Raw genomic sequence first — 21,673 nt, 5'->3', positions numbered from 1 at the left:
TCCATCAACGGCATCCTTCATCAACGGCAGGAGCTCCCCGGATGTTCGGGGAGCTCCTCCTGTTTCACCGCTGAGCCTTGCGGCTCCGGTTTCGTCTTACTTGGCGTCCGGCTTCGGCTGGGGCTTGAAGTCCACACCGGCTTCCTTGCGCTGCTGGGCCGTGATGGGTGCCGGAGCCTGGGTCAGCGGGTCGAAGCCGTTGCCGGTCTTCGGGAAGGCAATGACGTCGCGGATGGATTCGACGCCTGCCAGCAGGGCCACCACCCTGTCCCAGCCAAAGGCGATGCCGCCGTGCGGAGGCGCGCCGTACTTGAAGCCTTCCAGCAGGAAGCCGAACTTGGTCTGCGCATCTTCCCGGTTCAGGCCCATGAGCTCGAACACCCGTTCCTGGATGTCACGCTCGTGGATACGGATCGAGCCGCCGCCGATTTCGTTGCCGTTGCAGACGATGTCGTAGGCGTAGGAGAGCGCGGATTCGGGGTCCTTGTCGAAGGAGTCCAGGAACTCGGGCTTGGGCGAGGTGAAGGCGTGGTGCACGGCCGTCCACTGTCCTGCACCCACAGCCACATCCCCTGAAGCCACTGCGGCCGCTGCCGGTTCGAACATCGGGGCATCCACCACCCAGCAGAACGCCCAGGCGTTGGGATCGATGAGCCCGGTGCGGTGGCCGATCTCCACGCGGGCAGCGCCCAGGAGGCCGCGCGCCGCAGACTTTTCGCCCGCGGCGAAGAAGATGCAGTCGCCGGGCTTGGCGCCCACGGCGTCCGCCAGTCCGGCCCGCTCGGCGTCGGTCAGGTTCTTGGCCACCGGCCCGGCGAGTTCGCCGTCTTCCTTGAACAGCACATACGCCAGTCCCTTGTGGCCGCGCTGCTTGGCGAATTCCTGCCAGCCGTCGAGGGTCCGGCGTGGCTGGGAGGCGCCGCCGGGCATTACGACGGCGCCGACGTACGGGGCCTTGAACACGCCGAAGTCAGTGTCCTTGAAGAACTCCGTGAGCTCGGTCAGCTCCACTCCGAAACGGAGGTCGGGCTTGTCAGAGCCGTACCGGGCCATGGCGTCGGCGTAGGTGATGCGCTGGATCGGCGTGGGGATCTCGACGTCGATCAGCTTCCACACAGCCTTGACGATGTTTTCGCCCAGGGCAATGATGTCGTCCTGGTCCACGAAGCTGGCCTCGATGTCCAGCTGGGTGAATTCCGGCTGGCGGTCCGCGCGGAAGTCCTCATCGCGGTAGCAGCGCGCGATCTGGTAGTACTTCTCGAAGCCACCCACCTGCAGGAGCTGCTTGAAAAGCTGCGGTGACTGCGGGAGGGCGTACCAGGAACCTGGCGCCAGGCGGGCCGGAACCACGAAGTCACGGGCGCCTTCCGGCGTCGAACGCGTCAGCGTGGGCGTTTCGATCTCGACGTAGCCGTCCTGGTGCAGCAGCTCGCGCGCAACCCGGTTGGCCTCGGAGCGCAGCCGGAGGTTGCGGCTGGGGCCGGGACGGCGGAGGTCCAGGTAGCGGTGCTTCAGGCGTGCTTCCTCGCCCACTTCGACGTGCTCATCGATCTGGAACGGCAACGGCTCGGAGGTGTTCAGGATGACCACCTTGTCCGCCATGACCTCGATCTCGCCTGTGGCAAGCGCGGGGTTCTCGTTGCCCTCGGGACGCTTGGAGACGGTGCCGGTGACCTGCAGGACGTACTCGTTGCGCAGACCGTGGAAGACCTCTTCCTCACGCACCACAACCTGGGCAACGCCGGAGGCATCGCGCAGGTCCACGAATGCGACACCACCGTGATCACGACGGCGGCCCACCCAGCCAGCCAGGGTTACGGTTTGTCCAATGTGCTCGGAACGAAGGGATCCGAGGTCATGTGTGCGCAGCACAGCACGCCTTTCTGAAGGAGACAGCAGGAAAACAGAGTGAAATTGAATAGGATCGTTCCGGGAACGATCCTGTCTGAGTTTACCCGTTGGAAAGGGACTCTCTCCGCCATGAGCACTCACCGGCCGCTTCAGCGCAGGCTGGGCGTATTTGATGCCACTTCCATCGGTCTCGGCTCCATGTTGGGCGCGGGCGTCTTTGTCGTCTTCGCTCCGGCCTCAGCCCTCGCGGGGGACTTCCTGGTTCTGTCAGTCCTGATCGCCGGGGCCGTGGCTTATTGCAACGCAGTTGCCTCAGCGGAGCTGGCTGCCAGGTATCCGGCCAGCGGCGGTACCTATGTGTACGGCCGGAAACGGCTCGGCGAATGGCCTGGCTTCCTGGCGGGCTGGGGTTTTGTCACCGGCAAGACAGCGTCCTGCGCAGCGATGGCTCTGACCTTCGGACATTACGTTGCCCCGGACTACCCGGTCCCGGTCGCGATAGCCGCGGTGGTCGCGCTGACCGCCGTCAACCTGATGGGCATCACCCGCACGGCGTTGCTGACCAGGATCCTGCTGTGCGCCGTGCTTGCCACCCTGATATTTGTTGCGGCCGCTGCCCTTGTTGGCCCGCATCCCGAAGGTACGGCCGGCACGGTGGCCGGCGCCGGCGGGGTGCTGCCCGCGGCAGGCCTGATGTTCTTCGCCTTCGCCGGCTACGCCCGCATTGCGACGCTGGGCGAAGAGGTCAAGGACCCTGCCAGGACCATTCCGCGTGCCATCCTTGCTGCCCTTGGCGGGGCCTTTGTCATCTACCTGGCCCTGGCGCTGCTGCTGCTCAACCACTTGCCTGGCGGCCGGCTCGCCGCGACCGCCACTCCCCTGCTCGAAGCTGTTGTCCACTCACGGCTCAGTGCCGGCGCTCCCCTGGTGCAAGCCGGCGCGGCCGCCGCGTGCCTCGGCGCCCTCCTGGCGCTGATCACGGGCGTCGGCAGGACTGCCCTTGCGATGGCGCGGGAACGGGACCTGCCCGGCCCCCTTGCTGCGGTCGGCGGCAGGCACACGGTTCCGTACGTGGCGGAACTCACCGTTGCCGCCGTCGTCGTCGTTCTGCTGCTGACCACTGACGTCATGACTGTCGTCGGGTTCTCCAGCTTCGGCGTCCTGATCTATTACGCAGTGGCCAACGCCGCAGCGTTCACGCTGCCTGAACATCCCGGTTATGCGCCCAAGTGGCTAAACGCAGGGGGTTTCTGCAGCTGCCTGCTGTTGGCGTTCACGTTGCCATCGGCTTCTGTTCTTGGCATGGCCTTAGTACTGGCCGCCGGTGCCGTAGGCCGGATCCTGGTGTTCAGGCTCCGGCGCTAGCTCGCAGCTGCCGCAAGCTCCGCCGTCGTGGGGCACTTCGCTCCGCCGGGCCACGGAAACCGGGTCGGCGCGCGGCGAGTCCGTGTCAAAGTGCCCCGCCTTGGCGGGGCACTCAGACCGGTTGTGCCGCCACAGTCTTTATTTGCACAGAAAGATCTTCCGACGGCGGCGTCCACCTGGCTGGGTCGGCCGGGGTCTGGTCTCCAGACCGGATGTCCTTGACCTGGTGATTGCCGTCGTCGTCCGTGAACCAGACGAAAGGAATTCCACGGCGGTCCGCGAATTTGATCTGCTTTCCGAACTTCTCGGCCTTGGCCGCCACCTCGGTGGCAATTCCGCGGTCGCGGAGCTGGGCGGCGACGTCCTGCGCCGCACTCCAGCTGTCGTCGTTGGTGAGGGCAACCAGGACAACCGTGGGCACCGACCGCGACGCCTTCGCCAGGTCCTGGCTGAGGATCCTGGACACCAGCCGCGTTACCCCGATGGACAATCCGACGCCGGGGAACTTACGGTTGCCCTTGCTGGCGAGGGCGTCATAGCGGCCGCCCGAGCAGATGGAACCCAGCTGTTCGTGACCCACCAGGACGGTCTCAACTACGGTTCCGGTGTAGTAGTCAAGGCCGCGGGCGATGCTGAGGTCGGCCACGACCTTGCCGGGCGCGCGCTGCACTGCTGCCGCGATGACCTGTTCCAGTTCGCTAAGGCCCTCTTCAAGGAGTTCATTGCTGACGCCCAGGGCGCGGACCTGAGCCACGAACGAGGTGTCCTCGGTGCGGATCCCGGCGAGCTTCAGTGCGGCCTCGGCTTGCTGGTCGGTGGCGCCCAGCTCCGTCTTGAGCAGCTCAGCGACCTTGCCCGGGCCGATCTTTTCCAGCTTGTCGATGCTGCGCAGCACACCTGCAGTGTCTTCCAGGCCAATGCCGCGGTAGAAGCCTTCTGCAAGCTTCCGGTTATTGATCCGCAGCCGGAAATCCGGAATCGGCAGGGCACTGAGTGCCTCGGCAATGACCAGAGCGATCTCCACGTCGTAGCGGAACGGCAGTTCACCGTCGCCCACAACATCGATGTCCGCCTGCGTGAATTCGCGGGCACGGCCCTCCTGTGGACGCTCACCGCGCCACACCTTCTGGATCTGGTAGCGCCGGAACGGGAAGGCGAGGTAGCCGGAGTTCTCCACCACATAGCGGGCGAACGGCACGGTCAGGTCGAAGTGCAGGGCAAGGGCATGCGGATCTTGTTTCGCCGATTTATCGTCTTCATCATCCTGGAGCCGGCTGAGGCCGTACACCTCTTTGTCGATTTCGCCCTTGCGCAGCAACTGGCCAACGGTCTCCACGGCACGGGTCTCGATGGACGCGAAGCCATGGAGCTCGAAAACGCGGCGCAGTGTGTCCAGCACGTGCAGCTCCACCAGCCGCTCCTCGGGAAGCCACTCGGGGAATCCGGACAGGGAGGCGGTGCGTGCCATGGTGGAAATTCTCCTCTTAATGAAGGGTGCCTGGGACTTTGCCCGGCATTCCACCCGAAACGGGCCCGGAACGGCGGCAGTCCAGCCAGTCATGCATAAACTATGTGCGGCAGTCAGTTTATGCTTCATCCGTCTCCATCTCTAATGCGGCGGACAATCGCACGGCTGCCGCAGACAACTGCGCACGGTAGCCTCCAGGCGGGCCGCCCGCAGCACGACAAAGAGGAGGACCCTTGGCGGCCAGTTCACGCAGTGCCCGCGAAACAAAACGGCGCATCCAGCAGATGGAAGCGAAGCGTGAGCTCCGGCGGGACCAGGAGAAGCGGCGCAAGCGGGACAACATCATCGCCGTCAGTGCCGGGACCGCCGCCGTGGTGCTCGCCGTCGTGCTTCAGCTCACCGCCTTCTCAGGGAACCCTACCGAGGAGGAGTTCGCTGCGGCAGAGGCCGGGCTGAGTCCTTCGGCCTCCCCCACTCCCTCCGCCCCCGCTACCAACAGCCCCAATATCCCTGCCGCGGACACTGCCGCCGGCAAGGTATTCACGGGCGAACTCAAGCTGAACAGCGGGACGATCGGGATGGAATTGGACGGCACCAAAGCTCCCCAGGCTGCCGCCGTCTTCAAATCACTGAGCGACCAGGGGTACTACGCTGGTTCCACCTGCCACAGGCTGACCACCGGCGAGTCATTCGGCCTCCTGCAGTGTGGCTCAAAGACCGGCGACAGCAGCGGTGACCCCAACTACAACTGGGGTCCCCTCGAAAATACGCCCGCAGACAACACTTATCCCGCCGGCACTATTGCTGTTGCCAGGACCGGGGACAACGCCTACGGAAACGGCACACAGTTCTTCATCGCCTACAAGGACACTGTCATACCAGCCGATTCCGCCGGTGGTTATACGGTGGTGGGCAAGGTGACATCAGGACTGGATGTGGTCACCAAAATAGCCGCCGCGGGAATTGCGCCGGGGGCTAACGCCACAGACGGCACACCCGTGGAACCAGTCACGATAGACTCGTTTTCTCTGAAGTAGGAAGCCCGGTCCTTGAGGCCGCGGTGCGGTACGTGAGTATTTCCCTCCAAGCGAAAGACTTTTAGCGGTGACAGACAGTCAGAAATCCGACGAAACAGCGGCAGCCGAACTGACCGATGCAACAGCCCCCGTGGCTGATGATGCAGTGGTTGAAGACGCAGTAGTAGCTGAACAGGCTCCCGCCAGCGAAGAAGTGGCGGCTGCTGAACCGGCTGCCGCGGACGAAGAAGCCGCAGAAGCTGCTTCCACGGCTGAACAGGCACCGGCCGAGCAGGCACCCGCCAGCGAAGAAGTGGCGGCTGCTGAACCGGCTGCCGCCGAACCGGCACCGTCCGACGCAGAAGTAGCCGCCGAAGCTGCTTCAACGGCTGAACAGGCACCCTCCGAGCCGGCACCCACCACCGATGAAGCCGCGGCAGCTTCCGCCCCGGTTGAACCAGCACCCGCCGAAGCTGCACCGGCGCCCGCCGCCGCAGAAGCCGCAGAAGCTTCCGCCCCGGCAGCACCGGTTCCGTCGCCTGCGCCGCGCCCGGCTCCGTCCCCGGCAGCTTTCGCCGCCCGGCCCAAGCCAGCAGTGGCAGCGCCTGCATCAGCGCCGGCTCCCGTCGCATCCTCGACAACCTTGGAAGAAGCCGCGCGCTGGGGCAGGGTGGAAGGTGACGGCCACGTCTTCCTGAAGATCGACAACGATGAGCACCCCGTGGGCCAATACCCCGGGGTCAGCGATGACGAGGCCCTCGGGTACTTCGCCCGGAAGTACGACGACGTCGTGGCCCAGATCGTGCTGCTGGAGCAGCGGGTCGGTTCCAAGGCCCCCAGCACGGACATGCAGAAAACCGTGACGCACCTCCGGGAGCAGCTGGCCGAGCGGAACATGGTGGGCGACCTGCGCGCGGCAGAAGCTCGCCTGGATGCCCTTTCCGGCCAGATCACGGAACTCGAAAAAGCTGAGAAGGCCGAGCACGACGCCGTCAGGACGGCGGAACTCGCGGCCCGCGAGTCAATCGTCGCCGAGGCCGAGGAAATCTCCGGCCAGGATCCCGCGCAGATCCAATGGAAGACTTCCAGCGCACGGATGAACGAGCTTTTCGAAAGCTGGAAGACAGCCCAGAAGAGCGGTGTACGGCTTGGCCGAAGCAACGAGGACGCCCTCTGGAAACGCTTCCGGGCAGCCCGCACGGTCTTCGACCGGCACCGCAGGGCCTACTTCTCCCAGCTGGACAGCAACAACTCGGCGGCGAAGTCGGCCAAGGAGAAGCTCATCGCCGAGGCAGAGTCACTGTCCACTTCCACGGACTGGGGTTTCGCCGCTGGCGAATACCGCCGCCTGATGGACGAGTGGAAAGCTTCCCCGCGCGCCAGCCGGAAGGATGACGACGCGCTGTGGGCACGCTTCCGCGCCGCGCAGGACGTCTTCTTCACATCCAGGCAGGCCGCCAACGAGGAGATTGACCAGGAGTACGCGGCGAACCTCACGGTGAAGGAAGCCCTCCTGGCCGAGGCAAATGCCATCCTGCCGGTCAGGGACCTGGCCGCGGCAAAGAAAGCGCTCCAGTCCGTCCGTGACCGCTGGGAAGAGGCCGGCAAGGTTCCCCGGGCTGACATGGGCCGCATTGAAGCCGGCCTCCGCAAGGTCGAGGACGCGGTGCGGCACGCCGAAGAAGAGAACTGGCAGCGCTCCAACCCTGAGACGAAAGCGCGGACCAACAGCGCGCTGTCCCAGCTGGAATCAGCTATCGCCGGTCTGCAGGATGATCTGGCCCGGGCGGAGAAGGCCGGCGACCAGCGCAAGATCAAGGCAGCCAAGGAAGCTCTTGAGGCCAGGCAGGCCTGGCTGGACCAGATCCAGCGGTCGGCCAGCGAACTCTCCTGACCGACTGTCCGCAAGTAAACGCCGCATAGTTCCGGCCCCGGTTATCCACATAACCGGGGCCGGACCTGTACTCGTCCAATGCAGCCGCGGCAGGATGGCTAAATGGCCACCACGTCCGCTCCCCCATTCGCCGAGCTCTACTCGCCGGGGCGGCCGTTTACCTGGCCCGAACTCCAGTCACTCGCGGCCGATGGCCTGCTCACGCGGTTGCACCAGCGCGGCTACACACTCCCGGAGGTTACAGCTTCTCCGCAGTTGAGGGCGAGGGCCGCCGCCACGGCCGTTCCGGAGGGCATTCGCCAGAGGGTGGTCGCCGGACGCATGACCGCAGCCTGGATCTACGGCTGCGCGGAGGAACCGGATCGGCTCGCTCTCCTGGTGGACGCGAAACGCAGGGTTTCGAGTCTGCGCAACACCCGCGGCTGCACTCTCCACGAGGTCAGGCTTGGGCCTTTCGACGTCGTCAGCATGGGCGGGCTGATGGTCTCAAGTCCCCTACGGACTGCCTTGGATATTGCGCTCCATGTAGACGCCGTCCGTGCCATCCCTGCTCTCGAGGGGCTGCTGGCCCGCCCGGAAAGGGACGTACGGCTGCGGCTGCTGGTCCTGGCCATTGAGTCCACTCCCCGTGTGCCGCACAAGAAGGCGGCACTCGAGAAATTGTCCCTGTTAGCTCCGGCGCTTGTTTCCGGTGGTCCTGTAGACGTCAAAAACGCCGTCGATCCTCCGGACAGCACTGAGGACGTGGCTCAGGTACTTGGGGTCGCCCATCTCGAACGCGAACCGTGAGATCGCTACGCGATCGGTGGAGGTGTGCACGCTGGCGGCCAGGATGTTCACGTGGTTTTCGGACAGGACCCGGGTGACATCGGACAGCAACGACTTCCGGTCCAGCGCTTCCACCTGGATCTCCACCAGGAACACGCTGGATTGCGTGGGCGCCCAGTCAACATCGACGATCCTGTCCGGCTGGTCCTTGAGGTCGGAGACGTTGGTGCAATCCGTACGGTGAACCGAAACGCCTGAACCCCGCGTGACGAAACCAAGGATGGGATCAGGGGGAACCGGAGTGCAGCACCGGGCCAGCTTCACCCAGACGTCGCCCACGCCCCGCACCACAACCCCCGAGTCTGAGAAACGGGTCTTGGCCACGTGCGTGGGGATACTGACTTCAGTGATGTCTTCGTCAGTGCTCTCGTTGCCGCCCAGGCTTTCGACGAGCTTCTCCATTACGGACTGCGCGGAGGTGTGTCCGTCGCCCACCCCGGCGTAGAGGCCGGAGATGTCCACGTACTTGAAGTCCTCAGCCACCGCCGCGAGAGCCTCGTGCGTCATGAGTCGCTGCAGCGGAAGGTTCTGCTTTCGCATCGCCCGAGTCAACAGTTCCTTGCCGCGGTCAATCGCTTCTTCCCGGCGCTCCTTGCTGAACCACTGGCGGATCTTGTTCCGGGCACGGGCGCTCTTGACGAAATGCTGCCAGTCCTGGCTTGGGCCGGCGCCTTCGGCTTTGGAGGTGAAGATCTCCACCCAGTCGCCGTGGTTCAGTTCGCTGTTCAGGGGGACCAGTTTGCCGTTGACCCTGGCCCCGATGGTGCGGTGCCCCACTTCGGTGTGAACGGCGTACGCGAAGTCCACAGGGGTGGAACCGGCCGGCAATGCCATGACCTCGCCCTTGGGCGTAAAAACGAATACCTCGCGGGCGTTGATTTCAAAACGCAGCGAATCCAGGAACTCCCCGGGATCGGATGTTTCCTGCTGCCAGTCCACCAACGACCTCAGCCAGCCCAGGTCTCCGTCACGCGGGCTGCCGGGGCCGGTTGCCGTGCGGTTGGGCTGGTCCTTGTACTTCCAGTGCGCGGCCACACCATATTCAGCGCGGCGGTGCATTTCATGGGTCCGGATCTGGATCTCCACCGGTTTGCCGCCAGGCCCGATCACCGTGGTGTGGAGGGACTGGTACATGTTGAACTTGGGCATCGCGATGTAGTCCTTGAAACGCCCTGGCAACGGATTCCACCGCGAATGCATCGTCCCCAGCGCCGCGTAACAGTCCCGTACCGAATCCACCAGCACCCGGACGCCCATCAGGTCATTGATGTCGTCAAAGTCCTTGTCCCGGACGATCATCTTCTGATAAATCGAGTAGTAGTGCTTGGGCCTGCCAGTGATCGTCGCTTTGATCTTGGCGGTCCGGAGGTCCTCGGTGATCTGGTCCCTGATGACTCCCAGGCTCTTCTCGCGCTCCGGAGTACGGTCGCCCACCATGCGGACGATCTCCTCATAGACCTTCGGATACAGCGCGGCGAAGGACAGATCCTCAAGCTCCCACTTGATGGTGTTCATACCAAGGCGGTGCGCAAGCGGGGCGAAGATCTCCAGGGTTTCGCGCGCTTTCCGGGCGGAGGATTCAGCGGACACAAACCGCCAGGTGCGCGCATTGTGGAGCCTGTCGGCAAGTTTGATCATGAGGACCCGGATGTCCTTGGCCATGGCCACAACCATTTTGCGGACAGTTTCGGATTGGGCGGCCTCGCCGAAGCTGACCTTGTCCAGCTTGGTGACACCATCCACCAGCATGGCGACTTCCGGGCCGAAGTCCCGCTTCAGGTCAGCCAGCGTGTACGGCGTGTCCTCCACCGTGTCGTGGAGCAGCGCGGCAGCAAGGGTCGTACCGCTCAGGCCAAGTTCGGCGAGAATAGTCGCAACCGCTACCGGGTGGGTGATGTAGGGATCGCCGCTCTTGCGCTTCTGCCCCCGGTGGCTGCGTTCTGCCACTTCGAAGGCACGCTGGATGAGATCGAAGTCCTCTTTCGGATTGTTCGCCCGGACCGTCCGCAGTAGCGGTTCAAGGATGGGCGAATAGCTGGCAGAGCTACGACCGGTAAGGCGCGCAAGCCGGGACCGGGTACGTTCACGCCGGCCTGGAAACGTGGGCCGTGTGCCGGAGCTGTCCACGGGAACAATCGCGCCGGGACGTGCGGAATCGGCGAGCCCGGTCTTCACTCCGTGGCCCGGACTGTTGTCCCCGTCTGCCGTTGGCACCGACGCCGAACGTTCTTCCAATGAAGCACCCCTCACGACCGTTTAATTACCTCAGTCTATTCCTCCATCAAGACTCTGATGTAACCGGTGCTTAAATGCGAACCGGCCGGACGGCGTCGGTATTCCGAGGCTGTCCGGCCGGTTCCTGCAGTACGATCAGGGCTGGGCGGCGGCTGCCGCAGCGGCCGTCCGGGAGGACGCTTCGGCCCTCCTCTGTTCTACCCGCCGGGCCTGTTTGACCAGCTCGGGTTCGTTCTGCCGAAGCCAGGCATACATGGGCGCCGCCACGAAGATGGTGGCAGCCGTGCCGATCAGGATGCCGACGAACAGGGCAAGTGACAGGTCCCGCAGTGTGCCCGCCCCCAGCAGCCCGGCGCCGATGAACAGGATGGCGCCGACGGGGAGGATCGCCACCATCATAGTGTTGATGGAACGGACCAGGGTCTGGTTCACCGCGAGGTTGACTTCCTCTGCGAAAGTGCGCCTCGTGGACGAACTGATGTCCGCAGTGTTCTCACGGATCTTGTCGAAGACCACCACGGTGTCGTAGAGCGAGTAGCTGAGGACGGTCAGGAATCCGATGATCGCTGAGGGCGTCACTTCGAAATCACTGAGCGCATAGACTCCGGCCGTGATGAACATCGTGACGAGCATGCCCGCGATCGCCGACAATGACATCTTCCACGTCCTGAAATACAGCGCCATCAGGGCAGTCGCCAGGACCACGAAGATCACGAGCCCCAACAGCGCCTGCTTGGTGACGTCCGCACCCCACGTGGGCCCCACGAAAGTGGATGTCACCTCGTTGTCTGTGACGCCGTACGCGGCTGTCAGGCCGGCCTTGATCTTGAGGGTCTCGTCGTCGGTGAGCTTGTCCGTCTGGATCCGCATGGTGTTGCCCGCTACGTTGGCCACACGGGGAATGCTCCCGGAAACGACGTCCTGGACGGCCTTCTCACCCTCGCTGGTATCCGTGGTCTTGACGTTCGAAACGGTGAATTCAGAACCGCCGCGGAACTCGATGCCGAGGTTGAAGCCGCCCTTTGCGAGCGGAATCAGGATGGAGAGGGCCACGGCTACGGCCGCGATGAGGAACCAGATCTTCTTGGCGCCCACAAAGTTGTAGGAACGCTTGCCGGTGTAGAGCTCGTTACCGAAAGTGGCAAAGCTGGGCATTATTTGGTCTCCTTGGCTGCGCTCTTGGAGGAGCCGGCGAGCTGCTCCTGCTTTTCGGCGAGGCGGCGTTCCGCGATGGTCATCCGGCGTTCTGCTTCCGCTGCGGCTCCCGCGTTCTTAGCCCGGACAACCTGAGGTTTGGCGTCGGGCGTACGCAGCCGCCCGGCACCGCGGTAAAGCGGGATCGCGCCGAGTCGCTTCGGGTCGAGGCCGGAGAAACGGTGGCCTTCGCCAAAGAACCGTGTCCGCGCCAGCACCTGCAGCATGGGGTGGGTGAACATGAAGACCACGAGGAGGTCGGCGATGGCGGTCAGGCCGAGCGTAAAGGCAAAACCACGCACGTTGCCGACTGCCACGAAGTACAGCACGAGGGCGGCGAGCAGGTTGACCGCCTTTGAGGCCAGGACGGTGCGTTTGGCCCGCTTCCAGCCGTTTTCCACCGCCGAGACCAGCCCGCGGCCCTCACGCAACTCATCACGGATGCGCTCGAAGTAGACAATGAAGGAGTCAGCGGTTTGGCCGATGGCCACGATGAGCCCGGCCACACCGGCCAGGGACAGCCGGTAGTTTTCCGTCCAGCCAAGGATCGCGATCGCCAGGTATGTCAGGGCGCCGGCCACCACCAGGGACGCGATGGTGACAAAGCCCAATGCCCGGTACTGGAACAGCGAGTACACAACCACCAGCAGAAGGCCGATCAGGCCGGCCAGGAGGCCCATGCGGAGCTGTTCGCCACCCAAGGTAGCGGAAATCTGCTGCTCGCTCTGGATTTCGAAACTGATGGGGAGTGCACCGAAGCGCAGCTGGTCGGAAAGCGCCTTTGCCGACTGCTCGGTGAATCCGCCCGTGATCTGCGGGCGGCCGTCAGTAATGGCAGCAAGGGCGCGCGGTGCAGAGATGACCTGGTCATCCAGCACGATGGCGAACTGGGCCTTGGGATCGGTGCCGGAATCACCGCCGGCAGCGACGTAGAACTGGTTCAGCCGTTCCGTGACCTCTTTGAACTTGGCTGTACCTTCCTGGTCGAACTGGATGTTGACGGCCCATTCGTTGGTGACAGCACCCTGGGCACCCTGCTGAAGCTGGAAGGAGGAAGTGACGATGTTGGTGCCTTTGACCTCCACCGGGCCAAGGATGTACTTGACGGCAGGGGAGGTTGCCGTGGCCGGCTCACATGTTACCAGCGGCTTGGTGGGATCCGAACGTTCCTGCTTGTCCTGCGACGGGTGGTCGCAGTCCAATGTTTCAAATTTCCGGTAAACGTCAGCCGTGATCCAGTTGATGTCGCTGCTGTTGGCAGGTGCTGCCGTCGGCTTGGGCAGCTGGTCCTCCGGGGTAAGGGACTCCGTCGGTACGGCGGCGCCGGCCCCATTGAGCAGTACCGGACGGAAGTTCATATCTGCGGACGCCTGGATAAGGGCCCTGGTTTGCGTCGAGGGGGTTCCGGGAAGGCTGACCACCACATTGCGGCCGGACTGGGTGCTGATCTCGGCTTCCGCAACACCTGAACCGTCAACGCGCTGGCGGATGATGGCCACCGCCTGGTTGAGCTGGTCTTCGTTAATGTCCGAACCGCCCTCAACCTTGGGCGCCAGGATCATCTGGGTGCCGCCTTCGAGGTCCAGTGCGAGCTTGGGAGCCCAGCTCGCCTGTCCGGCCATGGTGCCGCCAGCCAGGACTGCGGTCAGCACGGCGAGGACTACGCCGAGCCAGACAAGTACCCTGAGTCCTGATTTTTTGGGGCCAGTTCGTGCCATTGTCGATCTTTCTCTTATTTACGGGTACCGCCGGTGCGAGCTTCGTGCTCCCACCGGCGGAGGTCCGCAGCCGTAGAGGTGTCTAACGCGGGTTGCCGGTGCGGCAGCGCGGACTAGCTGTCCTTCTTGCCCTCATCGTTGAGGCGCTTGAGGGTTTCGTCAGGCGTCTCGGAAGACGGCGTTCCGGTTTCCTCCGCGGCAAGGGAAGACGCATCATCGGGGACAACAGTAGGCTCATCCTCGGCAGCCACGGCAGGCTCGACGATCTTTGTGACTGCCTGCCGGTGAACCGTGGCAAGGTTTCCGGGAGAGAGCTCCAGCACTACTTTGTTCTCGTCGTCGTCCATGGAGACAATCCGCCCGAAGAGTCCGAAGCTCGTCATTACCTCAACGCCGGGCGCGAACTGCGACTGCAGCGTCACCTGCTGGTCCTTGGTTTTCTTGTTGCGGCGGAACATCATGAAGATGAAGATTCCGAGCATCACGAAAAGCAGGATCGTCATGAAGTCGATGCCGCCGCCGGGCTGGGTGGTGGTCTGGGCAGTGATATGTCCGAACACGGAAAAGTTCCATTCTGTACTTGCGTAGCTGGTTGACAGCGCCGTCCGCTTTGAACCGGGTGGCCGGACTGGGTGCCGCATGCCAGCCACCGGCAGCCGGTGGGGCCGCCTGCGGGAACAAAGACCCGAACGTGCCGAGCGTCATACCAGTCTAAAGGGAAAAGCTGAAAGGACGGTGCTATTCGCTGTTCGGGGCCCACTCCGGTGCAGTCCCGCCGTTCTCCGGGTCAGTTTCGAACAGATCCAGCGGCTCCTGTCCGAAGATTCCGGCGGGCACGGCATAGCCAAGGTGGGTCCAGGCGGGTGCCATGGCGATCCGGCCTCGCGGGGTCCGGCCCAGCAGCCCTTCCCGCACCAGGAACGGCTCCGCCACCGTTTCCACTGTTTCGGTTTCCTCCCCCACGGCAATGGCCAGGGTGGAGAGCCCCACCGGTCCCCCGCCGAACTTGGTGATCAGGGCTTCAAGCACAGCACGGTCCAGCCGGTCCAGGCCCCGTTTATCCACCTCGTACATATCCAGCGCAGCCGACGCCGAGCGCGCATCAATCTGCTCGATCCCATGCACCAGCGCCCAGTCACGGACACGCCGAAGGAGTCTGTTGGCGATGCGCGGGGTGCCTCTGGACCGGCCTGCGATCTCGCTGAACCCGGCGGAATTCACCTTCAGGTCCAGCAGGCCTGCTGATCGCCGGAGCACCAGTTCGAGCTCTGCCACCGAGTAAAACTCCAGGTGCCCGGTAAAACCGAACCTGTCGCGCAGCGGCCCTGGCAGAAGCCCGGCGCGCGTGGTGGCCCCGACAAGGGTGAAGGGCGGAAGATCCAGGGGAATTGCGGTGGCACCTGCGCCTTTGCCCACCACGATGTCCACCCGGAAGTCCTCCATGGCCATGTAAAGCATTTCCTCGGCCGGCCTGGACATCCGGTGGATTTCGTCCAGGAAGAGGACCTCACCCTCTGACAGCGAGGAAAGGATGGCTGCGAGGTCGCCGGCATGCTGGATGGCCGGACCGCTGCTGATCCTCAAGGGCGCGTTCATTTCGGACGCCACGATCATGGCCAGGGTGGTCTTACCCAGCCCGGGCGGGCCCGAGAACAGGACATGGTCTGCACTTCGGCCTCGCATCCTGGAGGCCTGCAGGACCAGCGACAACTGCTTGCGGACCCTGTGCTGGCCCACGAAATCATCGAGGTTCTTGGGCCGGAGTGCGGCTTCAATGGCCCGGTCCTCAGGCTCTTCCACCGCAGCGACCACCGAAGGCTCAGCCACGGCTGCCTACCCGGTTTCCCGCCCGCGCACCATCCTGGCCAAGCCAGCGGAGCGTGGTTCGCAGGATTTCCGGCACATTGCCGCGGAAGGAAACCTCGGGCTCGTCCGCCAGAGCTTTCTCGATACTCGTCGTGGCGTCCTTTTCGGACCAGCCAAGGCTGGTCATAGCTGCCACCACCTGCGGCTTCCACGCAGCTTCGGCGGGGGTGGCTGTGGCCTGGGCGCCCGCAGTGCCGTGCGGTACCAGCTTCCCCGCGAGCTCCAGGACAATCCGTCCGGCTACCTTTGGGCCGATCCCTGGCACCTTTGTAAACGTTTTGCTGTCCCCCGTGTGCGCTGCCACCCGGATGGCTTCGGGTTCGTGGACCGCTAGCACCGCCAGGGCGAGCCGCGGGCCAACCCCGCTGACACTGAGCAGGACGTCGAATACTTCACGTTCGTCGTCGGACGCGAAGCCGAAGAGGGTCAGCGAATCCTCACGCACGATCAGGGACGTGAACAGCTTGCCTTCCTCCCCGGTACGGAGGCGGCTGAGGGTCTGCGGAGTGGCATTGACGCTCATGCCCGCCCCGTTGAGGTCGATCACGGCCGTGGACAGACCAACGTGGGCAACAATTCCGCGGAGGAAACTGATCAAGGCCGGGCTCCTGGTGTACTGCCGGGCCGCCACCTGGAGAGAGGGCAGGACCGGTTATCCGAACATATCTACGAATACCCTAGCAAGCCGTGGGGACATTCACCGTCCGCGGCGCGCCTTCGCTTCGGCGTCAGCCCAGGCCCTTTGGGCGGGCGTCAGCGAGGAACTGCCGGGCCCGGTGGTCGCTACGGAGGCACCGCTTCCGGCGCGCCACGCGTGGGTGATGGCAAGTGCCAGGGCATCGGCGGCGTCCGCCGGTCGCGGCGGTGCGTCCAGCCGGAGGATCTTGGTGACCAATTTTGTCACTGCCTCCTTGTTGGAGGTTCCGCTGCCCGTGACGGCGGCTTTTACTTCCGACGGCGTGTGAAGCGCCACCGGGATTCCGCGGCGGGCTGCGGCGGCGATCACCACGCCGGACGCCTGCGCCACGCCCATCACGGTGCTGACATTGAGCTGCGAGAACACCCGCTCGACCGCCAGGACATGGGGTTCGTAGAGGTCGAGCCACTCATCGATGGCCAGGGCGATCACCAGCAGCCTCCGGTCCAGGGTTTCCTCCGGGGAGGTGCCCACCACCCCGACGGCAACCATGGTTGCCCGCCGGTTCCGTTCGACGTCGACTACGCCAATGCCGCAGCGGGTAAGCCCGGGGTCAACTCCCAGGACGCGCAGCGTCACGGCCCGGAAACAGTGTTAGCCCGCAAAGCGGAAGATCACTCGGCGTCCAGGGCGGCCTGGACTTCGTCGCTGAGGTCGGCGTTGCTGTAGACGTTCTGGACGTCGTCGAGGTCTTCCAGGGCGTCCACCAGCTTCATGAATTTCTTGGCCGCATCCAGGTCAAGGGGAACTTCCATCGAGGGCACGAACTCGGCCTCATCGGTGTCGTATTCGATCCCGGCGTCCTTGAGGGCGTCACGGACAGCCTGGAGATCCTTCGGATCCGAGTGGATTTCAAACGTCTCGCCGTTGTCTTTGACTTCCTCGGCGCCGGCGTCAAGGACGGCCATCAGGACGTCGTCCTCGGTCAGTTCCTTCTTGGGCAGGGACACGACGCCCTTGCGGCTGAAGAGATAGCTGACGGAGCCGGGATCGGCGATGGTGCCGCCGTTGCGTGAGATGGCCAGCCGGACTTCGGAGGCAGCCCGGTTCTTGTTGTCCGTGAGGCACTCGATGAGGAGCGCTGACCCCTGCGGACCGCGGGCCTCGTACATGATCTCGGTGTAGTCCACCACTTCACCGGTCAGGCCGGCACCGCGCTTGATGGCGCGGTCGATGTTGTCAGCGGGAACCGATGTCTTCTTGGCCTTGGTCACGGCAAGTTCCAGGCTCGGGTTGCCGGACAGGTCCGGGCCGCCCATGCGTGCCGCGACTTCGATGTTCTTGATCAGCTTGGCAAACGACTTGGCGCGGCGGCTATCGAGGATGGCCTTCTTGTGCTTGGTCGTTGCCCATTTGGAGTGGCCTGACATGCTTTACGCTTCTCCTCTGATCATTCGGATAAAAAGTTCGTGTACGCGTTTTTCCCCAGTCACTTCCGGGTGGAAGGAGGTGGCCAGCAGGTGGCCCGAACGCACTGCAACAATTCTAGCCGTCCCCGGCAGCGGGGCGGCGTGGGACGCATGGGCAGGGTCTGCCGGCTCCACCTGGGCGAGGACCTCCACCTCCGAGCCGACCCGCTCCACCCACGGTCCGCGGATGAAGACAGCGTGGACGGGCGCGACGCCGTCGTCGGTTGCGCTGAAGTCAAGGCTTTTGAAATCAAGGTCAGTTTCAAAGGACTCGCGCTGCCGGCCGAAGGCGTTGCGGCGCACAGTGATGTCCAGGCCGCCGAAGGTTTGCTGCGGTTCGCCCGCAAGGTCTGTGGCGGGGTCGGCAATCTCGTCGGCGAGCAGGATCATGCCCGCGCACGAGCCGTAGACCGGCAGGCCGTCCTTGATTCGTGCCCTGAGCGGTTCCGCCAGGTCAAAGGCGCGTGCCAGTTTGTCGATCGTGGTCGATTCACCGCCGGGGATGATCAGGCCGTCAAGGCCCTCCAGCTCCGCAGGGCGGCGGATTCCGACGCCGGAAGCACCGGTCTCCTCCACAGACCGAAGGTGCTCCCGGAAGTCGCCCTGGAGTGCCAGGACGCCGATTCGCAGGCCTGAGCCCACACGTGCGGAAGCTGCCGAAAGGGGGTTTGTCATGCACTCAGCATAATGCGCCGGGCGCGTCGGGGCCTTCCGGTGAGCCGTCCGGGGCCCGGTTTCATGCCGCTGCTGGGATATATTACAGAGCATGCTTTACTTCAGTATTCCGCTCGGCAAGCTGGTCCGCCGGGTCTCCCGGCTCAGGGGCGGCGGTTCTGCCCTGCCCGGGCTGGTGGTCGAAAAAATTGATCCCGGCTTCATGCGGCGGACCCTGTCCACCCTCCCGCACGGGGTGGCGGTGGTGAGCGGAACCAACGGGAAAACCACCACCACCAAAATGGTGGTGGAGCTCCTGGAGAGCCAGGGCCTGAAGGTCTTCACCAACCGCACGGGCAGCAACTTCACCCGCGGCGTGGCAGCGGCCTTGCTCGGCGAAGTCGACTGGCGCGGCAGGCTCGATGCCGACGTCGCGGTCCTTGAGCTGGACGAGGCCCACGCCGTGCACTTCGTCAACAGCGTTCCGCCGCGCTACAGCCTCCTCCTGAACGTTCTGCGCGACCAGCTTGACCGTTTCGGTGAGATCGACAAGACGGCCCAGCTCCTGCAGCACGTTGCCGCCAAAACGACGGGAACCGTGGTGCTGAACCGGGAAGACCCCCGGGTGGCCCGCATCGCGGACACGCTGACCGGGCAGGAGGTCAGGTACTTCGGCCTGGACGATTCCCTCCTGAGCACCTTCCCCAACGACGACGACATGCGGGCAGCGCCCGGAAGCCCTGTTCCGTCAGCACTGCCTGCAAAACCGCCTGCCGACGTCGTCCTCCGGCGGGTGGGGCCGGACACAGCCGATTTCGAGTACGACGGCGTCACCGTCACCACCGGGATGAGGCTGCGCGGCGTCTACAACATCTTCAACGCGGCTGCAGCGCTGAGCCTCGCCCGCAGTATTTGCGGCGGAGGCGCTGCAACTGCCGACCACGCGACATTGCTCACGGCGCTGTCCCAGGTGGAGCCGGCGTTCGGACGCGGCGAAAGCCTCACGGTGGACGGCCAGCCCCTTGACCTGGTCCTGGTGAAGAACCCCAGCGGCTTCCGGCTTGGCCTCAAGTCGTTCCCGGCAGGCGGCTACGCCACCATGATCGCCATCAACGACAACTACGCTGACGGCCGCGACATGTCCTGGCTCTGGGATGTGGATTTCGATTCGCTCCGCAATGGCGGCGTGGACCAGCTGAGCGGCTCCCGCGCCTATGACATGGCCCTGCGGCTGCAGTACGACGAAGTCCCGGTCGGCGCCGTCCAGCCGGACATCGCCCCGGCCCTTGCCGACTTCATCCACGAAGCCAAGGGCAGGCCGAAGCGGATCTTCTGCACCTACACAGCAATGCTGGCCATCCGGCGCGAGCTGTCCAAAATCACCACAGTGGAGGTGGTCTCATGACCGCTGAATCAACCGGAAGCGGATCCGGCAGCAAGGGCACCATTCGCGTCGTGCAGCTGTACCCGCGGGACATGAACATCTACGGCGACTGGGGTAACGCCCTGGTGGTCCGCCAGCGCCTCAAATGGCACGGCTACACGCCTGAGCTCCTGGAATACAACGTGGGCGACGAATTTCCGGAAGACGTCGACATCCTTCTGGGTGGCGGGGGCCAGGACAGCGGACAGCTGGTCATCCAGGATGACCTGCAGTCACGCGCGGATCTCCTCACCGGCCTCGCAGAGGACGGAGCCCCCATGCTGCTCATCTGCGGGCTCTACCAACTGTTCGGCAAGTTCTTCAAAACCCGTTCCGGCCCCGTGATTCCGGGTGTCGGCATCCTCGACGTCGAGACACATGGCACCGATGAGCGGCTTATCGGCAACGTCAAAGTGTTAACTGAAGAGTTTGGCGAAGTGCTGGGCTACGAGAACCACAGCGGCCAGACCACGTTGGGCAGCGGTGTGCGTCCGTTGGGCACCGTGGCCAAGGGAACTGGTAACAACAGCAGCGACGGCCACGAAGGTGCCCGCTACCGCAACATCGTGGCAAGCTACCTGCACGGGTCCCTCCTGCCCAAGAACCCCGCCATTTCCGACTTCCTGATTCGCACTGCCGCCGAAAGAAAATACGGGGCCTTCATCCCTGGAACCCCGGACGACCACTACGCCGTGCTGGCCCGGGAACACGCGGCCCGCCGTCCGCGCTAAACCCTTGGGCTGTATTTCAGCGTTCCTTGGTGATCAGGAGTTCGTGGGCTCCGGCAGCGGCCGCCCCCATGGATTCAACCACGGTGGCAGTCCGGAGCCTCGTTGCTGCGTCGGCGTCCGGCGTGGAGCAGGTTCCTTGCGGTGCGTCCGATGCCACCGAGCACCAGCGGTAGGGGCCGCGGACAATCACGGAGGGAGTCCAGGCCAGATCGGACGCCGCCCATTTGCCTGAGGCATCCTGGCTGAACTGCGCCCGTACCAGCAGCCCTTCGTTGTTGACGACGTACCAGGGCGAAAGTTCCGTGATCCCGTTACCCAGGCCGTACACGATCCAGGTGCCCTTGTAGTTCTCGATGGGCAGCACGGAATGGGTGTGATGTCCGTAGATCATCGTGAACTGGCCGCTGTCCACCAGTGCGTGGGCCACTTCCTTTTGCTGGGCGTTGGCTTCGCTGGCATACTCATCCCCCGCGTGCATGACTCCCAGCACAATATCCGCGCCCAGTGCCCGCGCTTTTTGCGCCTTGGCGATCATGGTGGGCGCATCCAGCATGTCCACCTGCCAGGCGTACTCGGGGTACTGTCCGTTGAGGCCGTAGGCCCCCTCGATGACGGCGATCCTGGCTGCCTTGGTCTGCAGCATGAGGATTCCCTGCGACTCGGCCTCGGTGCGGTAGGAACCAGTATGCTTCAGCCCTGCGGCGTCCAGGGCATCGAGGGTGCGCAGCAGCCCGTCCGTGCCCCGATCGATGGTGTGGTTGCTGGCGGTAGTGCAGGCCTGGTAACCCACCGCCTTGGCGGCGGTGACAATCTGCGGCGGAACGTTGAAAGACGGATATGCCGAAAACGGTCCGTCCGGCCCGGCTACAGGCGTCTCCTGATGGCAGATGGCGAGGTCGCTGGCCTGGATGTACCTGCGTTGGCCTTCCAGGAGCGGAACGAAGTCAAGTCCCGGCTTGCCGGCGGCAGCCGCGTCTTCACGCGCCTGCTGCCACAACTGGGTGTGAACCAGCATGTCCCCTGTCACCAGGACGCTGGTGCAGCGCAGCGTTGAACAGGCTGGGCCGGCCCCCGGCGTGGGGGTTGGGGTTGGGGTGGGCGTCGGAGCCGGAGAAGCGCCAGGCCGGACAGTTCCCGCCCCGCTGGCGGATACGGCCGGCGTTGCCTTGGCGTTTTCCTCCGCGATGAGGCCGCAGCCAGCAAGGACCGCCGCAAGTGTGATTGCAGAAACCGCCCCGCCGGCGCGGACGGCAGCCCTGACAAACCCGTTCCCCATAGCGCCATTGTAGGTTCGCGCGCTACTCATCACCGGCATTTTGGTGCA

At 64.4% G+C, this 21,673-nt stretch carries 18 protein-coding genes; 6 read left to right on the top strand and 12 right to left on the bottom strand.

The features are described 5' to 3' along the window. Positions 1 to 96 precede the first annotated feature (96 nt). Positions 97 to 1,872 carry an aspartate--tRNA ligase gene (gene aspS, locus QFZ40_RS08530; RefSeq protein WP_306903858.1) on the bottom strand — a complete coding sequence of 592 codons (1,776 nt, stop codon included), beginning with the start codon at positions 1,870 to 1,872 and terminating at the stop codon, positions 97 to 99. Between the two features lie 108 nt (positions 1,873 to 1,980). Here aspS and QFZ40_RS08525 point away from each other — a divergent pair, with 108 nt between their 5' ends. After that, positions 1,981 to 3,216 carry an APC family permease gene (locus tag QFZ40_RS08525; RefSeq protein WP_306903857.1) on the top strand — a complete coding sequence of 412 codons (1,236 nt, stop codon included), beginning with the start codon at positions 1,981 to 1,983 and terminating at the stop codon, positions 3,214 to 3,216. 112 nt (positions 3,217 to 3,328) lie between these two features. Here QFZ40_RS08525 and hisS read toward each other — a convergent pair whose 3' ends face one another. After that, positions 3,329 to 4,684, bottom strand: a complete 1,356-nt coding sequence (gene hisS, locus QFZ40_RS08520) for a histidine--tRNA ligase (RefSeq protein WP_306903856.1) — start codon at positions 4,682 to 4,684, stop codon at positions 3,329 to 3,331. A gap of 233 nt (positions 4,685 to 4,917) precedes the next feature. On the opposite strand from hisS, the gene QFZ40_RS08515 reads away from it, so the two are divergent. From QFZ40_RS08515 to QFZ40_RS08505, 3 genes are all read left to right on the top strand, one after another. After that, on the top strand, positions 4,918 to 5,721 hold the full coding sequence (locus tag QFZ40_RS08515) for a peptidylprolyl isomerase (RefSeq protein WP_306903855.1): 804 nt from the start codon (positions 4,918 to 4,920) through the stop codon (positions 5,719 to 5,721). Between the two features lie 292 nt (positions 5,722 to 6,013). Continuing rightward, complete coding sequence (locus tag QFZ40_RS08510) at positions 6,014 to 7,594, top strand: DUF349 domain-containing protein (RefSeq protein WP_306906873.1); 1,581 nt, start codon at positions 6,014 to 6,016, stop codon at positions 7,592 to 7,594. Between the two features lie 102 nt (positions 7,595 to 7,696). Then, complete coding sequence (locus QFZ40_RS08505) at positions 7,697 to 8,383, top strand: type IV toxin-antitoxin system AbiEi family antitoxin (protein WP_306903854.1); 687 nt, start codon at positions 7,697 to 7,699, stop codon at positions 8,381 to 8,383. Here the strand turns inward: QFZ40_RS08505 and QFZ40_RS08500 are convergent. The 9 genes from QFZ40_RS08500 to pdxT form a co-directional block, all read right to left on the bottom strand. Beyond that, positions 8,264 to 10,657 (bottom strand): RelA/SpoT family protein, encoded by a 2,394-nt coding sequence (locus tag QFZ40_RS08500; protein ID WP_306903853.1) that lies wholly within the window; start codon positions 10,655 to 10,657, stop codon positions 8,264 to 8,266. The genes QFZ40_RS08505 and QFZ40_RS08500 overlap by 120 nt on opposite strands. Before the next feature lie 135 nt (positions 10,658 to 10,792). Further along, positions 10,793 to 11,812, bottom strand: coding sequence for a protein translocase subunit SecF (gene secF, locus QFZ40_RS08495; protein WP_306903852.1), 1,020 nt, complete (start codon positions 11,810 to 11,812; stop codon positions 10,793 to 10,795). Next, positions 11,812 to 13,569, bottom strand: coding sequence for a protein translocase subunit SecD (gene secD / locus QFZ40_RS08490; protein ID WP_306903851.1), 1,758 nt, complete (start codon positions 13,567 to 13,569; stop codon positions 11,812 to 11,814). Before secD ends, secF begins: the two co-directional genes overlap by 1 nt. A gap of 113 nt (positions 13,570 to 13,682) precedes the next feature. Next, entirely contained in the window at positions 13,683 to 14,072 is a 390-nt protein-coding gene (gene yajC / locus QFZ40_RS08485; RefSeq protein ID WP_306906872.1) for a preprotein translocase subunit YajC, read from the bottom strand. A gap of 235 nt (positions 14,073 to 14,307) precedes the next feature. Next, positions 14,308 to 15,396 carry a Holliday junction branch migration DNA helicase RuvB gene (gene ruvB / locus QFZ40_RS08480; RefSeq protein WP_306903850.1) on the bottom strand — a complete coding sequence of 363 codons (1,089 nt, stop codon included), beginning with the start codon at positions 15,394 to 15,396 and terminating at the stop codon, positions 14,308 to 14,310. After that, positions 15,389 to 16,033, bottom strand: coding sequence for a Holliday junction branch migration protein RuvA (gene ruvA, locus QFZ40_RS08475; protein ID WP_306903849.1), 645 nt, complete (start codon positions 16,031 to 16,033; stop codon positions 15,389 to 15,391). The genes ruvB and ruvA overlap by 8 nt, the downstream gene beginning before the upstream one ends. A 99-nt stretch (positions 16,034 to 16,132) precedes the next feature. Beyond that, complete coding sequence (gene ruvC, locus QFZ40_RS08470; protein ID WP_306903848.1) at positions 16,133 to 16,711, bottom strand: crossover junction endodeoxyribonuclease RuvC; 579 nt, start codon at positions 16,709 to 16,711, stop codon at positions 16,133 to 16,135. Between the two features lie 35 nt (positions 16,712 to 16,746). After that, positions 16,747 to 17,502 (bottom strand): YebC/PmpR family DNA-binding transcriptional regulator, encoded by a 756-nt coding sequence (locus tag QFZ40_RS08465; RefSeq protein WP_306903847.1) that lies wholly within the window; start codon positions 17,500 to 17,502, stop codon positions 16,747 to 16,749. A 3-nt stretch (positions 17,503 to 17,505) separates the two neighbouring features. Continuing rightward, positions 17,506 to 18,216 carry a pyridoxal 5'-phosphate synthase glutaminase subunit PdxT gene (gene pdxT / locus QFZ40_RS08460; RefSeq protein WP_306903846.1) on the bottom strand — a complete coding sequence of 237 codons (711 nt, stop codon included), beginning with the start codon at positions 18,214 to 18,216 and terminating at the stop codon, positions 17,506 to 17,508. A gap of 91 nt (positions 18,217 to 18,307) precedes the next feature. Between pdxT and QFZ40_RS08455 the strand changes: the two genes are divergently transcribed. Together QFZ40_RS08455 and QFZ40_RS08450 are read left to right on the top strand one after the other, a co-directional pair. Beyond that, positions 18,308 to 19,600 (top strand): Mur ligase family protein, encoded by a 1,293-nt coding sequence (locus QFZ40_RS08455; protein ID WP_306903845.1) that lies wholly within the window; start codon positions 18,308 to 18,310, stop codon positions 19,598 to 19,600. Further along, positions 19,597 to 20,349, top strand: a complete 753-nt coding sequence (locus QFZ40_RS08450; protein ID WP_306903844.1) for a type 1 glutamine amidotransferase — start codon at positions 19,597 to 19,599, stop codon at positions 20,347 to 20,349. The genes QFZ40_RS08455 and QFZ40_RS08450 overlap by 4 nt, the downstream gene beginning before the upstream one ends. 16 nt (positions 20,350 to 20,365) lie before the next feature. Here QFZ40_RS08450 and QFZ40_RS08445 read toward each other — a convergent pair whose 3' ends face one another. Continuing rightward, positions 20,366 to 21,655 (bottom strand): CapA family protein, encoded by a 1,290-nt coding sequence (locus QFZ40_RS08445; RefSeq protein ID WP_373427412.1) that lies wholly within the window; start codon positions 21,653 to 21,655, stop codon positions 20,366 to 20,368. Positions 21,656 to 21,673 lie beyond the last annotated feature (18 nt).

The organism is Arthrobacter pascens, from assembly GCF_030816475.1.
GTDB classification, from domain to species: Bacteria; Actinomycetota; Actinomycetes; order Actinomycetales; family Micrococcaceae; genus Arthrobacter; species Arthrobacter pascens_B.
The sequence above is the reverse complement of the archived record's forward strand: the minus strand, read 5'-3'. Positions and strand labels throughout refer to the sequence as shown.